Source organism: Rhodovulum tesquicola, from assembly GCF_024128855.1.
In the GTDB taxonomy this organism is placed as follows: Bacteria; Pseudomonadota; Alphaproteobacteria; order Rhodobacterales; family Rhodobacteraceae; genus Rhodovulum; species Rhodovulum tesquicola.
In genome coordinates, this window is record NZ_JAMYDV010000011.1 from 31,030 (window position 1) to 44,128 (window position 13,099).

The 13,099-nt window shown below is 67.5% G+C and carries 13 protein-coding genes; 8 read left to right on the forward strand and 5 right to left on the reverse strand.

What is annotated here, in order from left to right; all coding sequences use genetic code 11:
- Nucleotides 1–53: 53 nt before the first annotated feature.
- From NHN26_RS10940 to lpdA, 5 genes are all read left to right on the forward strand, one after another.
- Entirely contained in the window at nucleotides 54–3,026 is a 2,973-nt protein-coding gene (locus NHN26_RS10940) for a 2-oxoglutarate dehydrogenase E1 component (RefSeq protein ID WP_253089515.1), read from the forward strand.
- Nucleotides 3,027–3,030: 4 nt separating this feature from the next.
- Complete coding sequence (odhB, locus tag NHN26_RS10945; RefSeq protein ID WP_253089516.1) at nucleotides 3,031–4,536, forward strand: 2-oxoglutarate dehydrogenase complex dihydrolipoyllysine-residue succinyltransferase; 1,506 nt, start codon at nucleotides 3,031–3,033, stop codon at nucleotides 4,534–4,536.
- Between the two features lie 34 nt (nucleotides 4,537–4,570).
- Nucleotides 4,571–4,972 (forward strand): hypothetical protein, encoded by a 402-nt coding sequence (locus NHN26_RS10950; protein ID WP_253089517.1) that lies wholly within the window; start codon nucleotides 4,571–4,573, stop codon nucleotides 4,970–4,972.
- Nucleotides 4,969–5,364 (forward strand): MAPEG family protein, encoded by a 396-nt coding sequence (locus NHN26_RS10955; RefSeq protein ID WP_253089518.1) that lies wholly within the window; start codon nucleotides 4,969–4,971, stop codon nucleotides 5,362–5,364. Before NHN26_RS10950 ends, NHN26_RS10955 begins: the two co-directional genes overlap by 4 nt.
- A 160-nt stretch (nucleotides 5,365–5,524) precedes the next feature.
- Complete coding sequence (gene lpdA / locus NHN26_RS10960; RefSeq protein WP_253089519.1) at nucleotides 5,525–6,913, forward strand: dihydrolipoyl dehydrogenase; 1,389 nt, start codon at nucleotides 5,525–5,527, stop codon at nucleotides 6,911–6,913.
- 7 nt (nucleotides 6,914–6,920) lie between these two features.
- On the opposite strand, the gene NHN26_RS10965 is transcribed toward lpdA, so the two are convergent.
- Nucleotides 6,921–7,571, reverse strand: coding sequence for a GntR family transcriptional regulator (locus NHN26_RS10965; RefSeq protein ID WP_253089520.1), 651 nt, complete (start codon nucleotides 7,569–7,571; stop codon nucleotides 6,921–6,923).
- Between the two features lie 31 nt (nucleotides 7,572–7,602).
- A complete protein-coding gene (locus NHN26_RS10970) occupies nucleotides 7,603–8,295 on the reverse strand; it encodes a M48 family metallopeptidase (RefSeq protein ID WP_253089521.1) in 693 nt (230 codons plus the stop codon).
- Between the two features lie 113 nt (nucleotides 8,296–8,408).
- Here NHN26_RS10970 and NHN26_RS10975 point away from each other — a divergent pair, with 113 nt between their 5' ends.
- Nucleotides 8,409–8,747, forward strand: coding sequence for a TIGR02300 family protein (locus NHN26_RS10975; protein WP_253089522.1), 339 nt, complete (start codon nucleotides 8,409–8,411; stop codon nucleotides 8,745–8,747).
- A 179-nt stretch (nucleotides 8,748–8,926) separates the two neighbouring features.
- Nucleotides 8,927–9,637 (forward strand): DUF5765 domain-containing protein, encoded by a 711-nt coding sequence (locus NHN26_RS10980; RefSeq protein WP_253089523.1) that lies wholly within the window; start codon nucleotides 8,927–8,929, stop codon nucleotides 9,635–9,637.
- Here NHN26_RS10980 and NHN26_RS10985 read toward each other — a convergent pair.
- Nucleotides 9,634–10,026, reverse strand: a complete 393-nt coding sequence (locus NHN26_RS10985; protein ID WP_253089524.1) for a c-type cytochrome — start codon at nucleotides 10,024–10,026, stop codon at nucleotides 9,634–9,636. The genes NHN26_RS10980 and NHN26_RS10985 overlap by 4 nt on opposite strands.
- A 117-nt stretch (nucleotides 10,027–10,143) precedes the next feature.
- Between NHN26_RS10985 and NHN26_RS10990 the strand changes: the two genes are divergently transcribed.
- Nucleotides 10,144–11,100 carry a phosphotransferase gene (locus NHN26_RS10990; RefSeq protein ID WP_253089525.1) on the forward strand — a complete coding sequence of 319 codons (957 nt, stop codon included), beginning with the start codon at nucleotides 10,144–10,146 and terminating at the stop codon, nucleotides 11,098–11,100.
- Between the two features lie 14 nt (nucleotides 11,101–11,114).
- Here the strand turns inward: NHN26_RS10990 and NHN26_RS10995 are convergent, their stop codons facing one another.
- Together NHN26_RS10995 and NHN26_RS11000 are read right to left on the reverse strand one after the other, a co-directional pair.
- Nucleotides 11,115–11,792 (reverse strand): ABC transporter ATP-binding protein, encoded by a 678-nt coding sequence (locus NHN26_RS10995; RefSeq protein WP_253089526.1) that lies wholly within the window; start codon nucleotides 11,790–11,792, stop codon nucleotides 11,115–11,117.
- Complete coding sequence (locus NHN26_RS11000) at nucleotides 11,785–13,032, reverse strand: lipoprotein-releasing ABC transporter permease subunit (protein ID WP_132693211.1); 1,248 nt, start codon at nucleotides 13,030–13,032, stop codon at nucleotides 11,785–11,787. The genes NHN26_RS10995 and NHN26_RS11000 overlap by 8 nt, the downstream gene beginning before the upstream one ends.
- Nucleotides 13,033–13,099 lie beyond the last annotated feature (67 nt).

A 13,099-nucleotide genomic window follows, 5' to 3' on the forward strand; every position in this document is an offset into this window, starting at 1 on the left:
CGCGCGGCCGTCGGGAACCGGCCGCGCCCCCCATACGCGCGAGGGAGGATTCCATGACCGAGCAAAGCCCCAACACCGCCTTCCACGACTCGTCCTTCCTGCAAGGGCATAATGCCGAGTATGTGGAACAACTCTACGCCCGCTACGCCAACGACCCCGACACTGTCGACGAGCAATGGCGCCGCTTCTTCGCGGACCTGGGCGATGACGAGGTCTCGGTCAAGCGCGAGGCGGCGGGCCCCTCCTGGGCGCGCCGCGACTGGCCGCCCGCGCCCAATGACGACCTGACCGCCGCGCTGGATGGCCAATGGCCCGGCCTGCCCCCGGTCAGCGAGGCCCGCGCCGCCGAGGACAAGATCCGCGAAAAGGCCGAGGCACAGGGCGTCAAGGTCACCGATGACGAGATCAAGCGCGCGGTGCTCGACTCGATCCGGGCGCTGATGCTGATCCGGGCCTACCGGATACGCGGCCATCTGGTCGCCGATCTGGACCCGCTGGGCCTGCGCAACGCCACGCCGCACCCGGAACTCGACCCCGGCTCCTACGGCTTCACCGATGCCGACATGGACCGGCCCATCTTCATCGACAACGTGCTGGGCCTTCAGGTCGCCTCGCTGCGCGAGATCCTCGCCATCGTGAAACGCACCTATTGCGGCACCTTCGCGCTGCAATACATGCACATTTCCGACCCCGAGCAATCCGCCTGGCTCAAGGAACGGATCGAGGGCTACGGCAAGGAAATCAAGTTCACCCGCGAAGGCCGCCGCGCGATCCTGAACAAGCTGGTCGAGGCCGAGGGCTTCGAGAAGTTCCTGCATGTGAAATACATGGGCACCAAGCGGTTCGGCCTTGACGGCGGCGAGGCGCTGATCCCGGCGATGGAACAGATCATCAAGCGCGGCGGCGCGCTGGGGGTCCGGGAAATCGCCATCGGCATGCCGCACCGGGGCCGCCTGTCGGTTCTGGCCAATGTGATGGGCAAACCCTATCGCGCGATCTTCCACGAATTCCAGGGCGGCAGCTTCAAGCCCGAGGATGTGGACGGTTCGGGCGACGTGAAATACCACCTTGGCGCGTCAAGCGACCGGGAATTCGACGGCAATGTGGTGCACCTGTCGCTGACCGCGAATCCCTCGCATCTCGAGGCGGTGAACCCCGTGGTGCTGGGCAAGACGCGCGCCAAGCAGGAACAGGCGAACGACCGCGAGCGGCGCACCGTTCTGCCGCTGCTGCTGCATGGCGATGCGGCCTTTGCGGGCCAGGGCGTCGTGGCGGAATGTTTCGGCATGTCGGGGCTGGTCGGCCATCGCACCGGCGGCACGATCCATATCGTCGTGAACAACCAGATCGGCTTTACCACCGCACCGCATTTCAGCCGGTCCAGCCCCTATCCCACCGATATCGCGCTGATGGTCGAGGCGCCGATCTTCCACGTCAATGGCGACGACCCCGAGGCGGTGACCCATGCCGCCAAGGTCGCCATCGAGTTCCGCCAGAAATTCGGGCGTGACGTGGTGATCGACATGTTCTGCTATCGCCGCTTCGGCCATAACGAGGGGGATGAGCCGATGTTCACCAACCCCCTGATGTATCAGAAGATCAAGAAGCACAAGACGACGCTGCAACTCTATACCGAACGTCTGGTGGCCGACGGGCTGATCCCCGAGGGCGAGATCGAGGACATGAAGGCCGCGTTCCAGTCGCATCTGAACGAGGAATTCGAGGCCGGCAAGGAGTACAAGCCGAACAAGGCCGACTGGCTGGACGGCCGCTGGTCCCATATCAAGCGCGGCGGCGGCGATGATTACCAGCGCGGCGATACCGCGATCTCCGAAGAGACGATGCAGGCGATCGGCCAGGGCCTGACCACCGTGCCCGAGGGCTTCGACCTGCACAAGACGGTGGGCCGGTTGCTCGACGCCAAGCGCGAGATGTTCGGTTCCGGCAAGGGGTTCGACTGGGCCACCGCCGAGGCGCTGGCCTTCGGCAGCCTGCTGACCGAGGGCTACCCGGTGCGTCTGGCGGGCCAGGACTCGATCCGCGGCACCTTTTCCCAGCGCCATTCCGCGCTGATCGACCAGAACACCGAGGAACGCTATTTCCCGCTGAACCATATCCGCAAGGGCCAGGCGAAATACGACGTCATCGACTCGATGCTGTCGGAATATGCCGTTCTGGGCTTCGAATACGGCTACAGCCTCGCCGAACCCAACGCCCTGGTGATGTGGGAGGCGCAATTCGGCGATTTCGCCAATGGCGCGCAGATCATGTTCGACCAGTTCATTTCCTCGGGCGAACGCAAATGGCTGCGCATGTCGGGCCTTGTCGTCCTGCTGCCCCATGGCTTCGAGGGCCAGGGCCCGGAACACAGTTCCGCCCGCCTCGAACGCTTCCTGCAGATGTCGGCCGAGGATAACTGGATCGTCGCCAATTGCTCGACGCCCGCCAACTATTTCCACATCCTGCGCCGCCAGTTGCACCGCAGCTTCCGCAAGCCGTTGATCCTGATGACGCCGAAATCGCTCCTGCGCCACCGGCTGGCGGTGTCCGAGGCCAAGGCCTTCCTGACCGGCTCCTCCTTCCACCGGGTGCTCTGGGACGACGCCGAAACCCACCGCGCCTCGGACTTCAAGCTGAAACCCGACGCCGAGATCCGCCGCGTCGTGCTCTGCTCCGGCAAGGTCTATTACGACCTTCTGGAAGAACGCGACGCCCGCGGGCTGGACGATGTCTACCTCTTGCGGATCGAACAATTCTACCCCTTCCCGGCGCTGAGCCTGGTGAAGGAGCTTGAACGCTTCCACGACGCCGAAGTGGTCTGGTGCCAGGAAGAGCCCAAGAACCAGGGCGCCTGGTCCTTCATCGAGCCCAATCTCGAATGGGTGCTGACCCGCATCAACGCCCGCCACCACCGCCCGCATTATGTCGGCCGCCCCGCCGCCGCCTCGCCCGCCACCGGGCTCGCCAGCCAGCACAAGGCCCAACAAGCCGCGCTCGTCAACGACGCGCTCACCATCGAAGGGTGATCCCATGTCCACCGAAGTCCGCGTGCCCACCCTGGGCGAAAGCGTCACCGAAGCCACCGTCGCCACCTGGTTCAAGAAACCCGGCGATCCCGTCGCCGCCGACGAGATGCTGTGCGAGCTGGAAACCGACAAGGTGACGGTCGAGGTGCCCGCCCCCGCCGCCGGAACGCTGGGCGAGATCGTCGCCCCCGAGGGCGAGACCGTCTCGGTCGACGCGCTGCTCGCCACCATCACCGAGGGCGCCGCGAAACCCGCCGCGGGCAAGGCCAGGGCCGCCCGGCCCGACGCCGCCCCCCAGGCCGCGCAGGACATCGCCGTCATGGTCCCCACGCTTGGCGAAAGCGTGGCCGAGGCGACCGTCTCGACCTGGTTCAAGGCCCAGGGCGACCATGTCGAGCGGGACGAGATCCTGTGCGAGCTGGAAACCGACAAGGTCTCGGTCGAGGTGCCCGCGCCTGCCGCCGGAACCCTTGGCGCGATCCTCGCCGCCGAGGGTACCACGGTTGCCGCGGGCGGCCAGCTGGCCACGCTGGTCGCGGGCGAAGGCGCCGCCGCATCCCCCGCGCCCAAACCCGCCGCGGCGCCCGCCCCGACCACCGGCAAGGATATCGAACACGCCCCCTCGGCAAAGAAACTGATGGCCGAAAAGGGCCTCTCCCCCGATGCCGTGACCGGCTCCGGCCGCGACGGCCGCATCATGAAAGAGGATGTCATGCGCGCCGCCGAGGCCCCGAAACCCGCCCCCAGACCCGCCGAACCGCCCAGACCCGCCCCCGACGCCGCCCGCGCCCCGATCCCCGCCGAGGATGCCGCGCGCGAGGAACGGGTGCGCATGACCCGCCTGCGCCAGACCATCGCGCGCCGGCTCAAGGACGCGCAGAACAGCGCGGCGATGCTGACCACCTATAACGAGATCGACATGTCCGGCGTCATGGCGCTGCGCAAGGAATACAAGGATCTCTTCGAAAAGAAGCACGGCGTCAAACTCGGCTTCATGTCCTTCTTCACCAAGGCCTGCTGCCACGCGCTCGCCGAAGTGCCCGAGGTCAATGCCGAGATCGACGGCACCGACATCGTCTACAAGCAATTCGTCCATATGGGCATCGCCGTCGGCACCCCCTCGGGCCTCGTCGTGCCGGTGCTGCGCAATGCCCACGCCATGGGCTTCGCCGAGATCGAGAAACGCATCGCCGAACTGGGCATCCGCGCCCGCGACGGCAAGCTGTCGATGGCCGAAATGCAGGGCGGCACCTTCACCATCTCGAATGGCGGCGTCTACGGCTCGCTGATGTCCTCGCCCATCCTCAACCCGCCGCAATCGGGCATCCTGGGGATGCACAAGATCCAGGACCGCCCCGTGGTCGTCGCCGGCCAGATCGTCATCCGCCCGATGATGTACCTCGCGCTCAGCTACGACCACCGGATCGTGGACGGCAAGGGCGCGGTGACCTTCCTCGTGCGGGTGAAGGAGGCGCTGGAGGATCCGAGAAGGCTGTTGATGGATTTGTGAGGTTGCCCTTTTGACGATGATGGCGAGGTAAGCCGTGGAAGAGGTCGAAAAAATTCAGGCCGAAGTCCGGCAAGCAAACATTGAAGTAATAAGGGAGATCGGCTTCTTTGCCTATCGCACTCTGATCACTCTTAACTCGGGCGCATTCATCGTGATCCTCACCTTTGTGGCAAACGCAAAAGAGAATAGTGAGTTTGAGTTAGATTCTTTCTGGCTCAAATCGGCTATGTGGGCATTTTTGGCTGGGATCACCCTTACCTTCTTGAGCGCAACGGTTGCCTACCTCCAGGCTCAGCTGAACCTATTAAATAAGTCACTTCCATTAGGTTCTGGGGCGGCCGGGCATTTGGTATGGCTCCTTACACCTGTCATCCTCGCATTCCTCGCATTCGTAATTGGTGGGGTTTTCGCAATTTCTGGAATCACAGCAAAATGACCCCCGAACTCTATGCCCTCGCCCTCGCCATCCTGCTCCAGGCCGTCCAGCTCATCCTTCTGGCGATCCCCGCCAATATGGAACTGGGCGCCAACTACACCGCCGGTCCGCGCGACACGCCGCCCGAACGGCCGCTCTCGCCCCGCACCGCCCGGATGCAGCGCGCGCTGAACAACCATTTCGAGGCGCTGATCCTCTTCACCGCCGCCACCGCGCTGGTCACCCTCTCGGGCCAGTCCTCGCTCTTCACCGCCATCTGCGCCTTCACCTATCTCGGCGCCCGCATCCTCTATGTCCCGGCCTATGTCCGCGGCTGGGTGCCCGGCCGGTCGATCCTCTGGGCCGTGGGGTTCTTCGCCACGCTGCTGATGACGCTGGCCGCACTCCTGTGACTTCTTCTGGCCGGAAATATCCTCGGGGGGGGCCGCGCCAGGGGCGCGGCGGGGGGCAGACGGCCCCCCTGCCCCGGTCCGAGACCCGAAAGAAGTCCGATGAAATTCCGATGAAAGTCCGATCGAATTCCGACAGCCCGAACCGGCAAGGGAGACCGCAATGGCAAGCTATGACGTGATCATCATCGGCGCCGGCCCCGGCGGCTATGTCTGCGCCATCCGCTGCGCGCAACTCGGCCTGAAAACCGCCTGCGTCGAAGGCCGCGAGACCTTGGGCGGCACCTGCCTGAACGTGGGCTGCATCCCCTCCAAGGCGCTGCTGCATGCCTCCCACCAACTCCATGAATCCCAACACAATTTCGAGAAGATGGGGCTGAAGGGCGCGGCCCCCAAGGTGGACTGGACCCAGATGCTCGCCTACAAGGACGAGGTCATCGCCCAGAACACCAAGGGCATCGAATTCCTGTTCAAGAAGAACAAGATCGACTGGATCAAGGGCTGGGCCACGATCCCCGAACCCGGGCTGGTCACCGTCGGCGACGAGACCCACAAGGCGAAAAACATCGTGATCGCAACAGGTTCCGAACCCGCCACCCTTCCGGGGATCGAGATCGACGAGAAGCTGATCGTCTCCTCCACCGGCGCGCTGTCCCTGCCGAAGATCCCGAAGAAACTGGTCGTGATCGGCGCAGGCGTGATCGGGCTGGAACTGGGCTCCGTCCATGCCCGTCTCGGCACGCAGGTGACGGTGCTGGAATATCTCGACCAGATCACCCCCGGCCTGGATGCCGAGATCGCCCGCAGCTTCCGATCCATCCTGAAGAAACAAGGGCTTGAGATCATCACCGGCGCCGCCGTCCAGTCCGCCGAGGCGCTGAAGACCAAGGCAAAGGTGACCTACAAGCTCCGCAAGGATGACAGCACCCACCAGGTGGACGGCGATGTGGTCCTCGTCGCCACGGGGCGCAAACCCTTCACCCAGGGCCTCGGCCTCGACGCGCTGGGGGTGGACCTGACCCAACGCGGCCAGATCGCGACGGACGGCCAGTACAAGACCTCCGTCAACGGGCTTTACGCCATCGGCGACGCAATCGAGGGCCCCATGCTCGCCCACAAGGCCGAGGACGAGGGCATGGCCGTCGCGGAAATCCTCGCGGGCCAGAAAGGCCATGTGAATTATGGGGTTATCCCCGGCGTGATCTATACCGCGCCCGAGGTGGCGGCGGTCGGCGCGACCGAGGAAAGCCTGAAGGAAGCAGGCCGCGCCTACAAGGTCGGCAAGTTCTCCTTCATGGGCAATGGCCGGGCCAAGGCGATGTTCGCCGCCGACGGATTCGTCAAGATCCTGGCCGACGCGGAAACCGACCGCATCCTCGGCGCCCATATCCTGGGCCCCAATGCGGGCGAGCTGATCCACGAGATCTGCGTCGCGATGGAATTCGGCGCCTCCGCCGAAGACCTCGCCCGCACCTGCCACGCCCACCCCACCTGTTCCGAAGCGGTGCGCGAGGCGGCGCTCGCCTGCGGCGACGGGGCAATCCACAGCTAGGCCCCGCTCAGGTGGCCAGCATCCGCAGCCCCTGGGTCACGTCGGTCCGGATCGCCAGCCGCAGCGCGGGTTCATCGCCCGCCCGCAGCGCCGCCAGGATCATCCGGTGGTGCTGCGGCGGCTCGGTCCGGCCCAGGCGTCCGTAAAGCGCGCGCATGGTGGGGCCGAGTTGCAGCCAGACGGTTTCGGCCATGGCCAGCATCGCGGGCGCCTGCGCGCGCAGGTAAAGCGCGCGGTGAAACTCCAGATTGGTGCGGATGAATCCCACCGCATCGCCGCGCGCCACCACCTCGCCGATCTCGGCATTGATCTTCTGCATCCGCTCGATCAGCGCCATATGGGCACGCGGCAGCGCGCGGCTGGCGAGTTCCGGCTCCAGCAGGGCGCGCAGGGCGGCCAGTTCCTCGATCCGCTCGTTCGACAACTCGGGCGTCGCGACCCGCCCCGAGGAGGACAGCGTCAGCGCGCCTTCGGCCACCAGTCGGCGCACCGCCTCGCGCGCGGGGGTCATCGACACGCCGAATTGCCGCCCGATGCCGCGCAAGGTCAGCGCGGCCCCCGGGGTCAGTTCCCCGTGCATGATCTGGGTTCTGAGCGTGCGGTAAAGCCGGTCATGGGCCGCGGTGCCCGTCTCGCCCGGCCGGGTCTGGATCAGCATGGATCGACTGTGATCACGGGCGCGTCAAACGTCAATCGCCGAAGCGCACCCGATGCAGCGCCGCCCCGTTCGCGCGCAGCCAGGACCGCGGGGCGGCATAGTCGGGCATCAACCGGCGCACCACGGCCCAGTAGGCGGGGGAATGGTTCATCTCGGCCAGATGCGCGACCTCGTGGGCGGCGACGTAATCCAGCACCTGCGGCGGCGCCATGATGAGCCGCCAGGAAAACATCAGATCCCCCCGCGACGTGCAGGACCCCCAGCGCGAGCGGGTGTCGCGCAACGTCAGCCGTCCATAGGGGCGGCCCAGTGCGCCCGCGTGGCGGTCCACGGCCTCGGCCAGCGCGGCCCGGGCCTCGGCCTTGAGGAAGGCCTGCACCCGGCCCGCCACGCCCGCCGCGGGGCCGGGCACCGCCAGCGCCTCGTCGATCAGGCGCGGCGCGCGGCCGGGTCCGGTCACGATGGGCAGCGCGCGGCCGCGGAACGGCACGGTTCCGCCCAGCGCAACGGCGTGATCGTCGGGCCGTGCGGCCAGGTGGCCGCGGATCCAGCCCTCCTTTTCGCGCAGGAAGGCCAGCCCCTCGGCCATCGGCGCGCGGCGGGGCAGGGTCAGCGTCACCCGCCCGTCAAGCTGCGAGATGCGCAGCGAATAGCGCCGCGCCCGCGCCGACCGGCGCAGCGCGACCTCAAGCGGGGGATCGCCGGGAAGGCGCGTGCTGTCCATCTCTGCCTCGTCCGATTTCCCGCTTCAATAGCATTCCAAAAGGGCTTTGACACGTCGGGGGACTTGTGGCAGGTGGCTGCAACCGCAAAGACATCACCCCCGAGAGGACCTCCATGCCAAAGGATGAATGGGGCGTAAAGCGCGTTTGCCCGAGTTGCGCGACCCGCTTCTACGACCTTCAGCGCGATCCGATGACCTGCCCCGGCTGCGGGAACAGCTTCTCGCTGGAAAGCCTGACCGCAGGCAAGGGCAGAACGCTGCTGGCCGAGAAGGCGGCGCCGGTCAAGGCCGTTGTCGACGACGATCTGGAAACCGATGATGCCGTGATCGACGACGACGACGACGAGTCCACCGATGTCGATCTGGGCGACGACGTGCTGGACGACGATGACGACAGCGTGTCGCTGGACGATCTGACCGACATGTCCGCGGATGACGACGACGAGACGTGATGCGTCCTTGCCGCCATTCCGGCTGATCGCCGGGATGGCGTCCTTGCCCAGCCGGTGACCTGAAACCGCGCAGCGGCCGGGCACCGGCACGGCGGCTGCACTGCCCCGCACGCTCCTGCTTTCCCTTGCCAGGCGGCCTTTCGCGCGCTCAAACTCCGGCGAAATGCCAGGGGGAGCGCATGTGCTGGAATGCCGGAGTGACCGTCGCGATGGTGGGGATTGGGGCCGCAGCCACGGTGATCGCGGCGCGGCGGGGCGAGCCCACGGCGATCTGGGCGACGCTGGGCTTCTTCACCGCGATGGAGGGGTTGCAGGCCGCAGGCTACGGGGTGGTCGACCAGTGCGGCGATCCGGCGAACCGGGCGGTGACGCTGCTGTCCTATCTGCATATCGCGATCCAGCCCTTTTTCATCAATGCCTTCGCGATGGCGCTGGTGGCCCATGCGGTGCCCGCGCGCACCCGCCGCGCGGTCTGGGCGATCTGCGCGGCCTCGGCGGCGGTGATGGTGTTCCAGTTGGTGCCGGTCGAGGCCCTGGGACAATGCAGACCGGGCGAGGTGCTGTGCGGGCCGGGGCTGTGCACGATCTCGGGGGAATGGCATATCGGCTGGGAAGTGCCGCTGAACGGGCTGTTCACACCGCTGTCGGACTGGCTGGGCTTTTCGGCGAATTTCCCGACCTACCTGTTCGCCGCCTTCGTGGTGCCGCTGATCTACGGCTCCTGGCGCTTCGTGATCTTTCACGCGCTGTTCGGGCCGGTCCTTGCGAACCTGCTGACCGACAACCCCAACGAGATGCCCGCCGTGTGGTGCCTGTTCTCGATCGCGCTGGTGCTGGTGGCGATGAGTCCCGCGATCCGGCGGCAGGTGGCCGGACCCGCGGCGGCCTAGCGCTGGATGCTGTCCAGCCAGCGCGCGATGGCGGCGATCTCGGCGCTGGTGCGGATCTCCTCGCCCGTGGGGGCGGTCAGCGCGACCGCCTCGCCCCGCATCGAGAAGCCGAAGATCGGCATCGGCCCGCCATGGGCGGCAAGTTCGGTCCGCCCGTCGATGACGGCGATCACCCGTGCCAGCGGAAAGGCATTCCCTGCGCCCGCGGTCAGCAGGGTCAGATCGGGCATCGCCACCGTCAGGATCGAGGCCATCGGCCCGTCGCCGCGCGCGTCCAGCCCGTGGCAGGTCGCGCAATGGGCGCGAAAGAGCGCCACGCCCGACGGCGGCTCGGCCGCAAGCGGCGTGGCGCCAAGGCCAAGGGCAAGCAGGACGGTCGGGAGGCGCATGGCAGGACTCCGAATTCTCTGCACCCAGCCTATGACGGGGCGTGGCCGCGACGCCTTGACCGGGATCAACCGCCGATCGGGCTTGACGATCCCCGGGCGCGCGCAGAGATTCGGAAAATGAATAGCGAATTGAGTGAACTGGAGCATCTGCTCGACGCGGCCGAACTGCTGCGGGCCATTCAGGCACGGCGCCCCGCAATCGCGCAATTCCACAACGAGGAGGCCCTGTTCGCCGACGGGCGGATGGCCGCGTTCCGTGGCCGATACAATGGCGCGGCCGTGGTGCTGACGCTGTTCCATGGCGAGGGTCACGTCGATCGGACACGCCGCCGCAAGCGCGAATTCGACCGGCTGGAGACGGCGCTGGCGGACGGGCGGTTCCGGATCGCGCCGCTTGTGGCCGCCTGGCCCGGCGAGGGCATCACGATGACCGCAGAGGTGACCGGCAGGGGGCTGGATGCCGAGATTGCGGCGGCAGAGCCTGCCGGGCGCGACGCGCTGGTCGGCGAGGCGGGCGAATGGCTTGCCACGGTGCTGGCCGGGGCGCACCGGCAGGCGGTCTTCGGCGGGCGGCACTGGGTGCGCAACGCGGCGCGGCAGCTGGCCCGGGTCGGCGGGGCCGAGGACCGGGCGCTGGCCCGGACGCTGGGCACGCGGCTTGAGGCGTTGCTGCCGACGGTCGCGGGAACGACCGTGACCCAGGCCCTCATCCATGGCGATTTCCGGCCCCGCAACCTGGTGCGCAGCGGCGAGGCGCTGTGCGGGATCGGGATGGCAGTCGCGCAATGGATGCCGGTGGCCCGCGATCTCGCCCGGTTCCTGGTCGATCTGCACCTGACCCATCCCCGGCCGGGCGGGCGCCGCGCCTTCGGCATAGATGCGGGCGACCTGGACGCCCTGAGCGCCCCGCTGGCCCTGCTGGAGAGGCGCGAGCGGGCGCGCCTTCTGCCCTTCTTCATCGGGGTCGAACTGGCCGACAGCTTCGCGCAGGGGGCGCGGGAACCGGACCGGTCGGAGGCGTTATGTGCGGCGGTGGCCCATTTCCTCGACGGTAACGGGCTGCCGCTGCTCTGACCGCGCGCAGGTGTTCAGACCAGCCGCCCCTCCTGAAGGTGCAGCACGCGGTCCATGCGCGCGGCAAGTTCAAGGTTGTGCGTCGCGATCAGAGCGGCAAGCCCGGCGCCGCGCACCAGGTCCATCAGCGCGGCAAAGACCCGGTCCGAGGTGGCGGGGTCGAGATTTCCCGTCGGCTCGTCCGCCAGCAACAGCCGCGGGCGGTTGGCCAGCGCCCGGCAGACCGCGACGCGCTGCTGTTCGCCCCCCGACAGCGCCGCGGGGCGGTGATCGGCGCGCGCGCCCACCCCCATCCGGTCCAGAAGCTCCTGCGCCCGGGCCTCGGCCTCGGCGCGGGGGCGGCCGGCGGCAAGCTGGGGCAGCACCACGTTTTCGGCCGCGGTGAATTCGGGCAGCAGGTGGTGGAACTGGTAGACGAAGCCGATATCGGCACGCCGCGCGGCGGTGCGCTTTCGATCCGAGGCGCGCGCCATGTCCTGCCCGGCGATCCGCACCGCGCCCGCATCGGGCGTGTCCAGAAGCCCCGCGATATGCAGCAAGGTGGACTTGCCCGCGCCCGAGGGCGCGACAAGCGCCACCACCTCGCCCGGCGCGACGGAAAGCGAAGCACCCGACAGCACTCGCACCTCGCCGGGCGTGCCGGGATTGTAGCTTTTCTCGACGCCATCAAGCGCCAGCGCCGGATCACTCATAGCGCAGCGCCTCCACCGGGTTCATGCGCGCCGCGCGGCGGGCGGGGAAGATCGTGACGACGAAGGACAGGCCCAGCGACAGGATCACCGCCGAGGCGACGTCGCGGGCCTGAAGCTTGGCGGGCAGTTCGTAGATGCCGCGGATCGAGGGATCCCAGACCCCGCCCCCCGCGACATAGTTCACCGCCGAGAAGATCGGGTCGATCCAGATCGCGAACAGGCAGCCCAGGATCACGCCGAAGAAGGTGCCGATCAGCCCGACGAAGGCGCCGCAGATGAAGAAGACGCGCAGCACCGCGCCTTCGGTCAGGCCCATGGTGCGCAGGATGCCGATGTCGCGCCCCTTGTTCTTGACCAGCATGATCAGCCCCGAGACGATGTTCATTGCCGCGATCAGCACGAGGATCGACAGGATGATGAACATCACGTTGTCCTCGATATCGAGCGCGCGCAGGAACGCCCCCGAGGCGTCGCGCCAGGTCCAGAGCAGAACCCGCTCGCCCCCTGCACGCAGCAAGGGCAGGGTCAATTCGTCTATCCTTTCGGGATCGGCGACCATGACTTCCAGTTCGTCGGCCACGCCCTCGCGGTTGAAATAGCCCTGCGCCTCGGCAAAGGGCATGTAGACGCGGCTGCGGTCGATGTCGTAGCGGCCCGCCGAGAAGACATAGACGATTTCATAGGCGTTCACGCGGGGGCTGGTGCCGAAGGGGGTCTTGACCCCCTCGGGCGAGATCAGCCGGATCCGGTCGCCCACGCCCACGCCCAGTTCGCGCGCGACGCCCGTGCCGATGGCGATGCCCTCGGGGAAGCGCGCGATGTCGCCCAGCGCGGTTTCGGGATCGGCGATGCGCGGGATCGTGGCCAGGTCTTCGGGCGCGATGCCATAGACCTCGACCCCGGAATTGCCCGACCCGGAGGCCGCCATCACCTGCCCGCGGACCAGCGGCGCCACGCGGGTCACACCCGGCACCGCGCGCAGCCGTTCGGCCATCGCCTCGTAATCGGGGATGGTGCGGCTGGCCACGCCCTGCTCGTCCACGCGGGTCGAGGAATAGACGGTCACATGGGCGTTCGCGCCCAGGATCGTATCGACGAACTCGGCCCGGAACCCCGCACGGACGGCCAGCGTGGCGATCAGCGCAAAGACGGCCAGCGTGATGCCGATCAGGCTGATCCAGGTCATCACGGACACGCCGCCCTCGGCGCGGCGGGCGCGCAGGTAGCGCCAGGCGATCATCCATTCGAAGGGGGCGAAGGGGGCGGTGCCGTTGGCCAAGGGGGCTATCCTGTCGGTTGCGCGGGCG

Excerpts from the sequence above, each read along its gene's own strand:
- NHN26_RS10940 (WP_253089515.1), top strand. The coding sequence starts at position 54 with ATGACCGAGCAAAGCCCCAACACCGCCTTCCACGACTCGTCCTTCCTG.
- odhB (WP_253089516.1), top strand. The coding sequence starts at position 3,031 with ATGTCCACCGAAGTCCGCGTGCCCACCCTGGGCGAAAGCGTCACCGAA.
- NHN26_RS10955 (WP_253089518.1), top strand. The coding sequence starts at position 4,969 with ATGACCCCCGAACTCTATGCCCTCGCCCTCGCCATCCTGCTCCAGGCC.
- lpdA (WP_253089519.1), top strand. The coding sequence starts at position 5,525 with ATGGCAAGCTATGACGTGATCATCATCGGCGCCGGCCCCGGCGGCTAT.
- NHN26_RS10965 (WP_253089520.1), bottom strand. The coding sequence starts at position 7,571 with ATGCTGATCCAGACCCGGCCGGGCGAGACGGGCACCGCGGCCCATGAC.
- NHN26_RS10970 (WP_253089521.1), bottom strand. The coding sequence starts at position 8,295 with ATGGACAGCACGCGCCTTCCCGGCGATCCCCCGCTTGAGGTCGCGCTG.
- NHN26_RS10975 (WP_253089522.1), top strand. The coding sequence starts at position 8,409 with ATGCCAAAGGATGAATGGGGCGTAAAGCGCGTTTGCCCGAGTTGCGCG.
- NHN26_RS10980 (WP_253089523.1), top strand. The coding sequence starts at position 8,927 with ATGTGCTGGAATGCCGGAGTGACCGTCGCGATGGTGGGGATTGGGGCC.
- NHN26_RS10985 (WP_253089524.1), bottom strand. The coding sequence starts at position 10,026 with ATGCGCCTCCCGACCGTCCTGCTTGCCCTTGGCCTTGGCGCCACGCCG.
- NHN26_RS10990 (WP_253089525.1), top strand. The coding sequence starts at position 10,144 with ATGAATAGCGAATTGAGTGAACTGGAGCATCTGCTCGACGCGGCCGAA.
- NHN26_RS10995 (WP_253089526.1), bottom strand. The coding sequence starts at position 11,792 with ATGAGTGATCCGGCGCTGGCGCTTGATGGCGTCGAGAAAAGCTACAAT.
- NHN26_RS11000 (WP_132693211.1), bottom strand. The coding sequence starts at position 13,032 with ATGATCGCCTGGCGCTACCTGCGCGCCCGCCGCGCCGAGGGCGGCGTG.